Origin of the sequence: Variovorax sp. KK3, from assembly GCF_001984055.1 — a bacterium.
GTDB lineage: Bacteria > Pseudomonadota > Gammaproteobacteria > Burkholderiales > Burkholderiaceae_C > Variovorax.
Genome location: NZ_LYVO01000034.1, coordinates 11828 through 25085, shown reverse-complemented (window position 1 = coordinate 25085; position 13258 = coordinate 11828). Strand labels below are relative to the sequence as shown.

The 13258-nt window shown below is 64.4% G+C and carries 10 protein-coding genes and 1 pseudogene; 5 read left to right on the top strand and 6 right to left on the bottom strand.

Going from position 1 to position 13258, the window contains the following annotated elements; all coding sequences use genetic code 11:
* Positions 1-8: 8 nt before the first annotated feature.
* The 5 genes from B0W80_RS17525 to putA are packed head-to-tail and all read right to left on the bottom strand — an operon-like array spanning position 9 to position 7409.
* The gene (locus B0W80_RS17525) at positions 9-710 is read right to left on the bottom strand and encodes a biotin-independent malonate decarboxylase subunit gamma (RefSeq protein WP_011171710.1); all 702 of its coding nucleotides are present in this window, start codon (positions 708-710) and stop codon (positions 9-11) included.
* Between the two features lie 10 nt (positions 711-720).
* Positions 721-1614, bottom strand: a complete 894-nt coding sequence (locus B0W80_RS17520; RefSeq protein WP_011171709.1) for a biotin-independent malonate decarboxylase subunit beta — start codon at positions 1612-1614, stop codon at positions 721-723.
* The gene (gene mdcC / locus B0W80_RS17515) at positions 1611-1937 is read right to left on the bottom strand and encodes a malonate decarboxylase acyl carrier protein (RefSeq protein ID WP_011171708.1); all 327 of its coding nucleotides are present in this window, start codon (positions 1935-1937) and stop codon (positions 1611-1613) included. Before mdcC ends, B0W80_RS17520 begins: the two co-directional genes overlap by 4 nt.
* Positions 1938-1946: 9 nt before the next feature.
* On the bottom strand, positions 1947-3629 hold the full coding sequence (gene mdcA / locus B0W80_RS17510) for a malonate decarboxylase subunit alpha (protein WP_011171707.1): 1683 nt from the start codon (positions 3627-3629) through the stop codon (positions 1947-1949).
* Between the two features lie 9 nt (positions 3630-3638).
* On the bottom strand, positions 3639-7409 hold the full coding sequence (gene putA, locus B0W80_RS17505) for a trifunctional transcriptional regulator/proline dehydrogenase/L-glutamate gamma-semialdehyde dehydrogenase (protein ID WP_077000469.1): 3771 nt from the start codon (positions 7407-7409) through the stop codon (positions 3639-3641).
* Between the two features lie 68 nt (positions 7410-7477).
* Between putA and B0W80_RS17500 the strand changes: the two genes are divergently transcribed.
* Positions 7478-7987 carry an Lrp/AsnC ligand binding domain-containing protein gene (locus tag B0W80_RS17500; RefSeq protein WP_011171705.1) on the top strand — a complete coding sequence of 170 codons (510 nt, stop codon included), beginning with the start codon at positions 7478-7480 and terminating at the stop codon, positions 7985-7987.
* Between the two features lie 510 nt (positions 7988-8497).
* A complete protein-coding gene (locus B0W80_RS17495) occupies positions 8498-9829 on the top strand; it encodes a chloride channel protein (protein ID WP_011171704.1) in 1332 nt (443 codons plus the stop codon).
* Between the two features lie 279 nt (positions 9830-10108).
* Here B0W80_RS17495 and B0W80_RS17490 read toward each other — a convergent pair.
* A pseudogene (locus B0W80_RS17490) lies at positions 10109-10744 on the bottom strand (transposase); the annotation flags it as partial.
* 160 nt (positions 10745-10904) lie between these two features.
* On the opposite strand from B0W80_RS17490, the gene B0W80_RS34995 reads away from it, so the two are divergent.
* From B0W80_RS34995 to B0W80_RS17480, 3 genes are all read left to right on the top strand, one after another.
* Positions 10905-11048, top strand: a complete 144-nt coding sequence (locus B0W80_RS34995) for a hypothetical protein (RefSeq protein ID WP_238817686.1) — start codon at positions 10905-10907, stop codon at positions 11046-11048.
* Entirely contained in the window at positions 11045-12157 is a 1113-nt protein-coding gene (locus B0W80_RS17485) for a muconate cycloisomerase family protein (RefSeq protein ID WP_011171702.1), read from the top strand. The genes B0W80_RS34995 and B0W80_RS17485 overlap by 4 nt, the downstream gene beginning before the upstream one ends.
* A gap of 64 nt (positions 12158-12221) precedes the next feature.
* Complete coding sequence (locus B0W80_RS17480; RefSeq protein ID WP_077000438.1) at positions 12222-13172, top strand: tripartite tricarboxylate transporter substrate binding protein; 951 nt, start codon at positions 12222-12224, stop codon at positions 13170-13172.
* Positions 13173-13258: the final 86 nt, after the last annotated feature.

Sequence of the window (13258 nt, the reverse complement as noted above, 5' to 3'; positions counted from 1 at the left end):
CGCCAGCCTCAGGCCGCGTCCAGCACGCGCTGGGCGATGCCCGCCGCCAGCGTGCGGCCACCGCGCTCACCGCCATCGCAGGCCCGACGGTCCTCGGTGCCGGTCTGTGCCAGCGCGCTTCGAAGCGCCGCCGCGAGATCGCCCTGCCACAGCGCGCGCACGCCCCCCATCGCGATGTAGTTGCCGACGCCGGGCGCGAACACCGGGTTCGACTGCGACAGCGCGGTCAGCATCTCCTCGGGCAGCTTGGTGACGCGCGACATGGCGGGAATGCGCATGACGCGGATCTCGGCCTCGGGCAGCGCGTAGCAGGCGTCGGCGATCAGCCCCGAGGTGATGAAGCCGCCCGACAGCGCCTGGTCGTAGACCAGCGCGATCACCGCGTGCCCGCTGCGCCGCGCCAGGTCGATGCAGGCGCCCAGGTGCGCCATCGCGCGGTTGATGCCGAGCAGTTCGTCGCGCCGGCGCAGTTGCTGGCCCTGGGTGTCGATCAACAGCAGGATCGGCTGGCCCGGCCGCTCGGCGACGGTGTCGAGCACCACGCGGGCCTGCGCCAGCGCCAACTCGACGCCGATCGGCGCATGGTTCGTGGTGCCGATCACGGTGAGTGGCTGGCCGTCGAAACGTGGCTCGCCGTGCAGGAAGTCGCCATCGGCCTCCATGCCGTGATGCCTGCCGAAGAGGGCTTCGGCGAGTGCTTTCCATTCCATCGGGTGCTCCTCATGCGGCGCGCAACGCGCGCACCGCTTCGACGTCGAGGTCGGGCACCCGTTCGGGTTCCCGGATGCCCAGCAGTTGCCACAGGCGAAACGATTCTTCCCCGCCGTCGGCCGCGCCCGACAGCACGTTCAGGCGTGCCGCGAGCAGTGCGTGCTCGTCCTCTAGCGCCTCGCGCGTCAGCGGCCGGGACGCGTCAGGTGCGGCCATCCAGGCGATCGCCGCGGCGCGGAAGGCCTGCACGTCGTCCTCGACCAGCGCGTCGCAGTCGCCGCACAGGTAGCGGTGCTTGCCACCCGTCGTGCGCCAGACCAGTGCGCGGTCGCGCGAATCGAATTCCTCGACGCCGTGCGAAGCCTCGATGACTTCCGGCCCGGACATCGCGAGCCGGCCGACGTCGCTCATCACGATGCGATCGGCGCAGCGCGCCACGATGCCCATACCGCCGAAGCATCCATTGGCGCCGCCGATCAGCACCAGCACCGGAATCCCCGCGGCCCGCACGTCGAGCAGCGCGCGCATGACCTCCGACACCGCAATCAGCCCGGCGTTGGCTTCGTGCAGCCGCACCCCGCCCGACTCGGCCAGCAGCAACACCGCCGCCGGCCGGTTGCGCAGCGCGCGGCGAAACATGCCGACCAGCTTGGCGCCATGCACCTCGCCGACACCGCCGCCCATGAAGGCGCCTTCCTGCGCGGCGACGAAGACCGGCCGGCCGTCGAGGGTGGCGCGGCCGACAGCTACGCCATCGTCGAAGGCGCACGGCAGGCCCAGTTGCGCCAAGTGCGGGCTAGTGGCGCGTTCGGCCGGCGGAAGCCATTCATGGAAGCTGCCGGCATCGAGCAGATGCGCGATGCGCTCGCGCGCCGAGCATTCGGCAAAGCTGACGACGCTCATGACGCCACCTCGGCAGCCGCCTGGTCCAGCCGCAGGCTGACGACCGCCGGCGTGGCGCCCATGTCGTTGATCGAGACCCGCACGCCGGCCAGCGGATGGCGCTCGTGGAAGTCGCGCAGCACCGCTTCCCAGATCGGTCCGAAGCCGCGCGCCGAGGTCTCGATGCGCACGCTGCAGTCGCTGCCGGCCGCGGCTTCGAGCAGCACCTCGAGGTTGCCGGAGCCGACCACGCCGACCAGCACCGGGGCGATGGCGCCGGCGGGCCGGCTTCCGGGGAATGTGAATTCGAGGATCTCGAGCCCCGTGGGATGGGATGTGGACACAGCGGCCTCCTACCAGTTTCTGAAACGCTTGGGTGGCTGGTACAGCCCGCCGGACGCACGCACCAGGTCGCGCATGCTGCGGGCCGCCAGAAGATTGCGGGTGGCCTCGCGCGGGTCGATGCCCAGGTCCTGCGGCCGCCGGATCACCCCGCGGTCGCGCAGGTTCTCGACGGCGCGCCGGTCGCGTGCGAGGCCGACCGCGGTGTAGCCGGCAACGCCGCGGATCGCCTGCTCGCGCTCTTCGTCGCTGCGGCACAGCAGCAGGTTGGCGATGCCTTCCTCGGTCAGGACGTGCGAGACGTCGTCGCCGTAGATCATGATCGGCGGCAGCTCCATGCAGGCCTGCGCCTGCAGCGTCCAGGCATCGAGCCTGTCGACGAAGGCCGGCTGCATGTGCTCGCGGAAGGTCTCAACCATCTGCACCACGAGCTTCTGGCCACGCGGCGTTCCGGCGGCCCCCGACCTGCCGGCGCGCGCCTCGCGGCCGGCCTTGAGCCAGGCCGGGCTGGCATGGCGCCGGCCGCGCGCATCGGCGCCCATGTTGGGCGCCCCGCCGAAGCCGGCGATGCGCCCGAGAGTGGCGGTCGAACTGTTGCCGTCGAGGTCGATCTGCAAGGTCGACCCGATGAACAGGTCGCAGGCATAGTGGCCCGCCGCCTGACAAAAGGCCCGGTTGCTGCGCAGGCTGCCGTCGGGGCCGGTGAAGAAGACGTCGGAGCGGGCGCGGATGTAGTCCTCCATGCCGAGTTCGGAGCCGAAGGAATGCACCGACTCGACCCAGCCGGCCTCGATCGCCGGGATCAGCGCCGGGTGCGGGTTGAGCGCCCAGTGCCTGGCGATCTTGCCCTTGAGCCCGAGCGATTCGGCATAGGTCGGCAGCAGCAGTTCGATCGCCGCGGTGTCGAAGCCGATGCCGTGGTTCAGCCGCTCGACGCCGTACTCGGCATAGATGCCCTTGATCGCCATCATCGCCATCAGCACCTGGATCTCGCTGATCTGCGCCGGATCGCGTGTGAACAGCGGCTCGATGAAGTTCGGCCGCGGCGCCTTCACCACGAAGCTCACCCAGTCGGCCGGAATGTCGATGCGCGGCAGCGTCGTCGTCTTGCCGTCGACCCACTCGTTGACCTGCGCGATCACGATGCCGCCCGAGAAGGCGGTGGCCTCGACGATGGCCGGCGTGTCCTCGGTGTTGGGGCCGGTGTAGAGATTGCCTTCGGCGTCCGCCGCCTGCGCCGCCACCAGCGCCACCTTCGGCGTCAGGTCGACGAAGTAGCGCGCGAACAGTTCGAGGTAGGTGTGGATGGCGCCGATCTCGATGCGCCCGGCCGACACCAGCTTGGCGAGCCGCGCGCCCTGCGGTCCGGAGAAGCTGAAGTCGAGCCGCGCCGCGATGCCGTTCTCGAAGACGTCCAGATGCTCCGGCAGCGCCAGCACCGACTGCACCATGTGCAGGCCGTGGACGCGCCGCGGATCGAGCCCCACCAGGGCCTGCGCCAGGAAGTCGGCCTGCTTCTGATTGTTGCCTTCGAGGCAGACGCGGTCGCCGGGTTCGAGCACCGCCTCGAGCAAGGTGGCGATGGCGTCGGTGGCCACGCGCTTGCCGACACGTTGCGTGCCGAGCGCTTCGGCGGCTCTGGCGAGCCGCGCCGCGCGGTTGTCGGACTTGGTGTTCCAGTTCATGCGGTCCATAGGTGTGGCTCAAGAAATCGTCATCAGGCTTGCGTTGCCGCCCGCGGCAGCCGTGTTCGTGCTCACGGCCTGCTCCACAACCAGGGCTTCCAGCGGCACCTTGCCGCTGTCCGTCGGGAACCGCCACAGGCTGGTTATCGGCCCCTGGCGCTCGGCCAGCCGGGCCGAAGCCGCCAGGAGGCCCTCACGGCTGCCTTGATAGAGCGCGACATCGAATTCCACGGTCGGCGCTGCCCAGTCCCGCGCGAGAGCGATCTCCGCTTGAACGTCCAACGGCAAGGTGGCTCGCAGCGCCTGGGTATCGGTGTTCGATGGCCAGATGGCACGGCAGCCCACAACGAGCGCGCCAGCCAACTGAAACAACAATGAGTCCTCGTCTTCAGCCAGGCACAGTGCAGCAACTCGAGGCTGCAAGGAGTACGTGTTTCGCTCTCCGGTGGGCCCGACCAGCACGCGCATCTGCCCGGATCCGGCGGTCCGCTTGAGAAGCCGGCATCGGGCGGTCAAAGGTCGTTCCCGATGCGTCTCAATCCAGGAGAGCAGTGCCTCGAACGGCTCCGATGCTTGCGTCACGCTGCCGTCAGCAACAGAGCCTGGCAATCCCCGCTCGGCTGCGCGCACGAGCACATCGTGCGGACTTTCAGCGAGAAGCCTGTACATATAGAGGGGCCCTCCAGCCTTTGGCCCCGTGCCCGACAGGCCCTCGCCGCCGAAGGGCTGCACACCCACGACTGCCCCGACCATGTTCCGGTTCACATAAACGTTGCCGACCTTGGCACTGGAGACCACACGGCCGATGGTCTCGTCAATGCGCGAGTGAATGCCCATCGTCAGCCCATAGCCGGTTGCGCTGATCTGCGCCAGCATCGTGTCCAGGTCCTGCCTGGCATATCGCACGACGTGCAGTACAGGCCCGAACACTTCCCGCTCAAGCTCGGAGATGCTCTCCAGTTCAATCATCGTCGGCAGGACGAATGTTCCACCTTCAAGGACTTCGTGCGCTGCACGCCCCGCGCGGTTGACTCGACGGCCGCGACTCTGCATGAGTTCGATATGGGACTCGATCGTCGTGCGTGCTGCAAGGTCGATCACGGGTCCCACGTCGGTGCACAGGGAGGACGGGTCGCCGACATTGGACTCAGCCATCGCGCCACGAAGCATATGAAGCAAGCGATCCGCAACGTCGTCCTGCACACATAGAACCCGAAGGGCGGAGCAGCGCTGGCCTGCACTGTCGAACGCGGACGCCATGACATCCGCCACGACCTGCTCGACCAATGCAGAGGAGTCCACGATCATTGCGTTCTGCCCGCCTGTCTCGGCAATGAGCGGAACCGGCGCCCCCGTCGGACCCAGTCGTTCGGCCATCGTTCGCTGCAGCTGACGAGCCACTGCCGTCGAGCCTGTGAACATGACGCCTTGAACCCGGGCATCCGCGACCATCCGTGCCCCAACGACCGAGCCGCGGCCCGGGATCAATTGAAGCGCCGCACGCGGGACGCCGGCCGTGTGCATCAGCCGTGTGGCCTCAGCCGCAATCAACGATGTCTGCTCCGCGGGCTTCGCCAGGACGGGGTTGCCGGCAGCCAGCGCCGCGGAGACTTGGCCCACGAAGATGGCCAGTGGGAAGTTCCAGGGGCTGATGCAAACCACGGGTCCCAACGGCTTATGCGCCGGATCGTCGAAGTCCGTGCGTGCGTGTGCTGCGTAGAAGCGCAGAAAGTCGATCGCCTCACGCACTTCGGCGACACCGTTGGCATAGGATTTTCCCGCTTCGCGGCAGAGCAACCCCAGCAGATACGGAAGCTGGTCCTGCAACAGGTCGGCGGCGCGCTCGAGTACGAAAGCCCTATCGCCGGCGGACGTCGCGGCCCACTGCGGCGCGAACCCCGTCGCCGAACGAAGCGCGGCTTCGATTTGTTGCTCGCTGGCTGCGCGCACCTTTCCGACCACGTCACGATGGTCGGCTGGATTGAGTACCGGCTTCCAGGCTGTGGGTTCGGCTTCGGCAGATTCTCCGAGCAGCGGTTCAGCCGTCCATCCTGTTCGTGCGCTGTCCACCAGGATTGGCTCCAGCCCCCGCAGGGTCTGCTCGTTGGACAAATCCAGCCCATGAGAATTGCGTCGCGCCTGGCCGTAGAGTGCGCTCGGGCTCGGGATGCAAGGATGCGGCCGCCCCGCTTCGCCCTCTTCCTGGGCCATGCGCTCCACGGCCGCGACGGGATCCTCCACCAGCGCTTCAAGTGGAATCGACGGGTCGGCGATGCGGTTGACGAACGACGTGTTGGCCCCGTTCTCGAGCAGCCGGCGCACCAGGTAGGCCAACAGCGTCTCGTGTGTACCCACGGGTGCGTAGATGCGGCACGGACGCCCCAGCTTGCCATCCGCCAGGCTTCCGACCACCTGCTCGTACAGCGGCTCACCCATGCCGTGCAGGCATTGAAATTCATACTGACCAGGCTGGTAGGTCGCGGGCTCCGCCAGGTTGTAGATCGCTGCCATGGTGTGCGCGTTGTGCGTGGCGAACTGCGGATAGATCTCTGCGGGAGCAACCAGCAGCTTGCGCGCGCAGGCCAGGTACGAAACGTCGGTGTAGACCTTGCGCGTATAAACTGGAAAGCCGTCCTGCCCCTCCACCTGGGCACGCTTGATCTCGCTGTCCCAGTAGGCTCCCTTGACGAGCCGGATCATCAGCCGATGACGGCTGCGTTGCGCGAGTTCAATCACATGGTCGATCACGAAGAGGCAACGCTTTTGGTAAGCCTGGATCACCAAGCCGATGCCATTCCACCCTGCGAGGGCGGGTTCGAAGCAAAGCTTCTCCAGCAAGTCGAGCGACAGTTCAAGGCGATCGGCTTCCTCGGCGTCGATGTTGAGACCGATGTCGTAACGTCGAGCCAGCAGCGCAAGACTGCGCACCACGGGATAGAGTTCGTCCATGACTCGGCCGTACTGCGCGCGGCTGTAACGCGGATGCAGCGCTGAGAGCTTGATCGAGATGCCGGGTCCCTCGTAGACGCCTCGGCCGTTCGATGCCTCGCCGATGGCATGAATGGCTCGCTCGTAGGACTGGCGGTAGCGGTCTGCGTCTTCGGCCGTCATCGCCGCCTCGCCGAGCATGTCGTATGAATAGCGGAAACCTTGCGCCTCCAGGCCTCGCGCGTGGTCCAGCGCCTCCTTGATGGTTTCTCCGGTGACGAACTGCTCGCCCATCATCCGCATCGCCATGTCGACACCCTTGCGAATGAGCGGTTCGCCGCCCTTGGCGATGAGCCGCGTGAGCAAGGTCGACAGCGACGACTCGCTGTAGGTGGAGACAAGTTTCCCGGTCAGAAACAGCCCCCACGTTGCGGCATTGATGAACAACGAGGGGCTCCGGCCTGCGTGCTCCTGCCAATGTCCACGCGCGATCTTGTCCCTGATCAGCGCGTCGCGCGTCGCCATGTCGGGAATCCGCAAGAGTGCTTCCGCGAGGCACATCAGCGCAACGCCCTCCTGTGAAGAGAGTGCGTACTCCTGCAGCAGGCCCTGCACGATTCCCGCACGACCCGCGGAGTTCTTGCGCTCACGCAGACGCTGCGCTATTTGCATGGACAGTTGGTTGGCCTTGCGCGCGACTTCAGGCTCCATCTTTGCCATGGCAAGCAAGGCTGAGACGGCTACAGGTTCCGCCGTTCGACAGGCCGCGGTGATGCGTTCGCGAAGCTCGGATGCGGCTGGCTGTCCGCTGGCGAACCCGCGGAATCGCGATGCCGGATCGAACTTTGAGTGAATGTCCATGACTGTCGAGTGTTTCTGGGAGATCTGCATAATGCCGTCCCATTTGACGAATTTTTGTCGAATCTTTTATGTCATCGCAGAACAAATCACTACCCGAAGCGACAGCGCTTCTCGGTCTGGACCGCTTGGATCTGCGCATCCTGTCGGCGCTCCAAGAGGACGGGCGCATGGCCAACCTGAAACTCGCTGATGTCATCGGGCTTTCTCCCACTGCAGTGCTTGCCCGAGTGCAGCGTCTCACGCGAGAAGGCTATATCCTGGGCTATGAGGCACGCCTGAACCCGCTCAAGCTCGGAGCGGGCATGCTGGTCTTCGTGGAAATTCTGCTGGACCGGACAACGCCCAACGTCTTTGACGAATTTAAGGCGGCGGTTCAGGTTCGACCGGAAATCATGGAATGCCACATGGTCGCGGGAGGCTTCGACTACTTGCTCAAGACGCGGAGTGCCGACATGAACGACTACCGCAACTTCGCGGGGACGGTGCTTTGGAAGTTGCCCGGCGTACGCGAGACAAGAACCTACGCCGTGATGGAAGAAGTCAAGAACTCGGCTCGGCTCGCACTTCGGAGCGTGTAAGTGCGCACGTCAGCATCATCTTCGACCTCGACCACCAGGATGGCCTCCCTCGATGCTTCAGGAGCGAACGACCCCTGCTGAAACTGGTCTTGCCCTGCGACACCATCCAACCGCAGCAGAAACTGGTTCACGGTCGTTCCCTTGCCGAGAGCTTCAAGTGGCCCGGATGTCGCTTCAGGATTGAAAGCGCCGAGTGGCTGCTTTCTGGCATCCACATTGAATGGCTGGTGATGGCCGCAAGTACCAGTTCGTGGCTGTGCCTGGTAGCTGACCTTCGGCACGATCGCCCGGTAGGCCAAGCACTGCTATCGGCGAGCTCGGCGAACAAGCAGTCCCGGCCACAACCGGTCGTTCATGGTCAAGGCTCAAACTGCCTGGAAGCTGACACTGGCGAGCGGTCCACGAGACCATTTTGCAAGCGCTGGCCTCCGTGAGCGGGCTGTGGCAGACCGGACCTGGTCAATCGTTGCCCGACGGCAAGACGCCGCTCGGCCTAAACTGGTCGTGGATATGAATCGCGAGCCTGATTTTCTCGAGCATTTGCGCGCTGAACTGTCGGGCGGTCGCGTCTGGCTCGACCGTTCCATCGTGCTTTGCTACGCCATCGCTGCCGGGCTGTTTGTGGTGGGCTTCACCCTCGCGAGTGACTGGGTCTTCGGCCAGTTCCATCGCTTCTACACCACGTGGCCCTGGGCGGTGCTTGTGACCACGCCGCTCATCACTGCAGGCATCGTATGGGCGACGCAGCGCTTTTTTCCAGGCGCGAGTGGCTCGGGCATTCCGCAGGTGAAGGCTGCGTTGCACCCGGACCTGCTCAAGGAGCAGCGCTACATTTTTGCCTCACTTCGGCTTACTGCGGCAAAGATTGGGCTCGGGGCGGCAGGCTTCGCGGCCGGGCTTTCTATTGGGCGCGAGGGCCCTTCAGTGCAAGTGGCTGCCGGCGTGATGCAGCATGCACGACGATGGCTTTCTCCCCACAGCGCTATCGACGGGCGTGCGCTGTTGGTTGCCGGCGGGGCGGCCGGCATCGCTGCGGCGTTCAATGCGCCGCTCGCGGGTGTCGTGTTCGCCATCGAAGAGTTGTCGGGCCGCCTTGAGGCACGCTCCAGCGGCTTGATAATCACGGCAATCGTGCTCGCCGGCCTCGTCGCTGTATCCGTGTTCGGCAACATTAGCTACTTCGGTGTGATTCGCGTGCCGCGGCTAGGCTGGGATGCGCTTGGGCCCGGCCTCCTTGTTACGCTGCTGAGCGGTGCGGCCGGCGGGCTTTTCGCGCGGCTTCTGGTCGCCTCGCTCACCGGTACGCCAGGGCGATTCAACAGATTGCGGGCGCGCTTTCCTGTCCGTTTCGCGGCTATCGTTGGCCTCGCAGTCGCTGTTATCGGCCTCGTGACCGGTGGGGTCACTTTCGGGGCGGGCTCCGAGTCGGTCAAACAGATGCTGTTGGGTCATGAGCAATTGTCACCGCTGCACACCTTACTCAAGTTCGTCGCGACGTGGCTCACGGCCTGGTGTGGCGTGCCAGGCGGCATCTTCGCGCCTTCACTGTCAATCGGAGCGGGCATCGGCGACGCCGTGGCCCTGTTTGCCAACAGCGACCTCGAGCCGGCGCTCATCGCGATGGGGATGGCGGCCTTCCTGGCTGCGGTGACACAGGCACCACTCACTGCCTTCATCATCGTGATGGAGATGGTGGATGGCCACTCAATGGTGTTGAGTCTGATGGCCGCCGCGATGCTGGCCAGCCTTGTCTCGCGCATGATTAGCCGCCCGCTTTACGACACGCTGGCCGAGTACATGGTGGGTCGGGTCATCGGCAAATCAGCATTAGCGCCCCCGTAGTCCCCTGAAGCGGAAGTCAGAGATACTTACCTTAGCGACAAGTGAGCCAGCGCGACATTGAAGTCCTGCGGCCAGAGGATGCTGGGCTCTCGGCCCAGGCCGGGAAACCAGCGCCAGCCGTGGAGAACGTCGTAGTTCGGCTTAGCAGGATGCGGAAATACTCCCCTCCAAAGCGAGTCATCTTCTTCGGCGAAGACTCGCTTTTCACATAGTGCGGTAAGCAGCGATTCGGGGGCCGTTTACGCTGATTTGAGGGTGTTTTGCGAGCCTCTGATTGGCTCAGAACCCCTGCGGACGGACTTGTCCCAGCGAACGCATGCGCGTCAAGTTGTAGGCCGTCATCGTCAGCACGAACAGATGGTCAACGCGCTTTAGCCCACGCACCATCACCTGACGAATTCCTCCCACCGTCTTGGCCCAGCCGAAGCCCTGCTCGATCAGTTTGCGTTTGCGCTGCGACAACGAATAGCCCTCGCTCGCAGCAATGGCGTCGGGCACCGCGGAGCGCCGACCCGAAGTGTTCTGGGCCACGTGCGGTATCACGCCCATGTCCTGGCATGCCTGGACGAACTCCTGCGCGTCGTAGCCCTTGTCCGCACCGAGCGTGACCTCGGCATCCGAACTCGCGGTGGCCTGGCGGGCATCCCTGATCATGACCTTGGCTGCTTCGCGTTCGGCAAAGCCGTCGGCTTGCGTGACCATCGCGTTGGCAATCAGGCCGTGGCGATTGTCCGAGAGGGTATGGCCCATGTAGCGCAGCTCGCTGGCGGTCTTGCCCTTGCGATACAGCCGCGCATCGCCATCGGTGCGCGAGGCGTGGGTGTCATTGCCGCGGGCCTGGCCTTTGAAGCTGGTGCTACCGGTCGAGTTGTTGCCCGCATCATCATCGTCGCCGCCGTCCTTGCGCACGAAGGTCAATCCCTCGTTGTGTTAGCCGCTCTTGGTGCACGCGCCGCAGTATTACGCAAACCGTATCGCTGAGGAGCAACCAAGGTATTGGACAGCATGGCCGTCGGTACCTAGCATCGACGTTAGCCGATTTAAATCTGAACGGAAATCGCTTCAAGGAGACCCGATGAACAAACGTTTAAAAAAAGTCGCATCTGCCCTGGCGGATGCGGTTCAGGCGGTGCTCGAAGAGCAGCGCGTCACGGAGGATGCATGGCGGGCTGGCGTTGTTGCCACGATGTCGACGGGGCCAGTCAAGGAACACGCATGAGGATCGAATCGATCACCGCCACGATCGTCGATGTTCCGACACGGCGTCCGCTCCAAATGTCGTTCACAACGGTGAACAAGCAAAGCTATGTGATCGTCGAGATCAAGGCCGAAGGCCTTGTCGGCATCGGGGAAGGCGGCAGTGTTGGTGGACCCACCTGGAGTTCCGAGTCTGCGGAGACCATCAAAACGATCATCGATACTTACTTGACACCTCATCTGATCGGTAAGGATGCGTCCAACCTGAACGTGGCCCGCATCCTGATGGACAAGGCGGTGACTGGAAACTTCTCTGCGAAAGCGGCGATCGATATCGCGCTCCACGATCTAAAGGCGCGGGCCCTGAACTTGTCTGTGGGCGACCTGATCGGCGGCAGAACGCGGGACAGCATCCCTATTGCGTGGACGTTGGCTAGTGGCGATACCCAGCGGGACATCGACTCAGCGCTCGAGATGATCGAGGCGCGCCGGCACAATCGGTTCAAGGTAAAACTCGGCGTGCGCGCGCCGGCGGAAGATCTGCAGCATATCCGCAGCATCATCAAGGCCGTGGGCAACCTGGCGACCGTGCGTGTAGACATCAATCAAGCGTGGGATGAGCAAACGGCTTCGATCTGGATTCCTCGCCTTGAAGAGGCAGGCGTCGAACTCGTGGAGCAGCCCGTTTCACGCTCGGACTTCAGGGCTCTTCGCCGTCTGACGGAGCAGAATGGCGTGGCGATTCTTGCCGACGAGAGCCTCAGCTCCCTGTCGTCTGCGTTCGAGCTCGCCCGTGATCGGGCAGCCGACGTCTTCTCGCTCAAGCTCTGCAACATGGGTGGTATCGCCAATACGCTCAAGGTCGCAACCCTCGCGGAGGCGGCGGGTATTTCGGCCTATGGGGGGACGATGCTGGATTCGACGGTGGGTACAGCGGCGGCCTTGCATGTGTACTCGACCATTCCGTCGATGCCTTACGGGTGTGAGCTGCTCGGCCCCTGGGTCCTTGCGGATCGACTGACCCAGCAGGAACTGCAGATCAAGGATTTCGAGATTCAGGTCCCTTCGGGAATTGGCCTCGGCGTGGACTTGGACCACGACAAGATTCGCCACTACAGCCGGGGAGGCTGAGGTGCGTCGCGCTGTCCCTTCTCAGGAAATCGAGAGCAGCAGTCGTCGCAGGGCGATCACAGGCATGGCACTCGCCTTGACCGTCGGACCCGCACTCGCCCAGCAGCCCGCGCCCTTCCCCTCACGAGCGATCACATGGGTCGTGCCATTCCCGCCAGGCGGGGCGGTCGATGCAGTCGCGCGGATCATTTCGGTAAGGATGTCGCAGAGCATTGGACAGCCCGTGATTGTGGACAACCGAGCGGGCTCCGGCGGCATCATCGGAAGCGACGTTGTCGCTAAGGCGGCGCCCGACGGCTACACCATCCTCATCAACTCCACCGGCCTGGTGGTCGACAAGTTCTTCTACCCTCACGTTCCATATAAGTCCGAGCAGGATTTCGTCCCGGTGGTCCTTGCCGCAACGGTGCCAAGTGTTCTGGTGGTTCCCTCGGGATCTCGATTCCAGGATGTCGCCCAGCTGCTCGCAGAAGCGCGAAAGAGTCCTGGCAAGCTGTCGTTCGCCTCAGCCGGAATGGGGACTTCAATTCACCTTGCGTCATCGCTTTTTGCGGCGCGTGCGGAAGTGGAACTTCTGCATGTGCCTTACAAGGGCAGTAGTCCAGCGGTCTCCGATCTCCTTGCCGGGCGGGTCGACATGATGATTGATTCGATCACATCGCAACGCGGAAGCATCCTTTCCGGGCGGGTTCGCGCCCTTGCTGTGACGAGCCCGATGCGCCACCCCCTGCTGCCCAATGTGCCCACTCTTGCGGAGGCTGCAAACTTGGCCGGCTTCGAGGTACTCAGTTGGTACGGTGTGTTTGCACCAAAGGGGACCCCACCCGCCATCGTCCAGCGCCTGAACTCCGAAATCAACAAGGCCATTGCCGAGCCCGAGGTCATTGAGGCGCTGAGAGGCCTGGGGATCAAGACTGGCGGAGGGAGCCCCACTGTCCTCGCTGAGCTTTTCAAGGCAGAAGCGGACCGCTGGCAGAAGTTGGTGGTGGAGCACCGGCTCAACGTGAATCAATAAACGGTTGGCATCGAAAGGAGATGTCATCGGCCCTGAAGCACCTCTGCAACCCGCTCTTGACGAGGGCTTTCATGGGTATCTCCCGA

Bases quoted from the DNA above. Each gene is read 5' to 3' on its own strand.
- mdcA (WP_011171707.1), bottom strand. From the start codon at position 3,629: ATGGACCGCATGAACTGGAACACCAAGTCCGACAACCGCGCGGCGCGG.
- B0W80_RS34995 (WP_238817686.1), top strand. From the start codon at position 10,905: ATGAACAAACGTTTAAAAAAAGTCGCATCTGCCCTGGCGGATGCGGTT.
- B0W80_RS17495 (WP_011171704.1), top strand. From the start codon at position 8,498: ATGAATCGCGAGCCTGATTTTCTCGAGCATTTGCGCGCTGAACTGTCG.
- putA (WP_077000469.1), bottom strand. From the start codon at position 7,409: ATGGACATTCACTCAAAGTTCGATCCGGCATCGCGATTCCGCGGGTTC.
- B0W80_RS17520 (WP_011171709.1), bottom strand. From the start codon at position 1,614: ATGAGCGTCGTCAGCTTTGCCGAATGCTCGGCGCGCGAGCGCATCGCG.
- B0W80_RS17480 (WP_077000438.1), top strand. From the start codon at position 12,222: ATGGCACTCGCCTTGACCGTCGGACCCGCACTCGCCCAGCAGCCCGCG.
- B0W80_RS17525 (WP_011171710.1), bottom strand. From the start codon at position 710: ATGGAATGGAAAGCACTCGCCGAAGCCCTCTTCGGCAGGCATCACGGC.
- B0W80_RS17485 (WP_011171702.1), top strand. From the start codon at position 11,045: ATGAGGATCGAATCGATCACCGCCACGATCGTCGATGTTCCGACACGG.
- B0W80_RS17500 (WP_011171705.1), top strand. From the start codon at position 7,478: ATGTCATCGCAGAACAAATCACTACCCGAAGCGACAGCGCTTCTCGGT.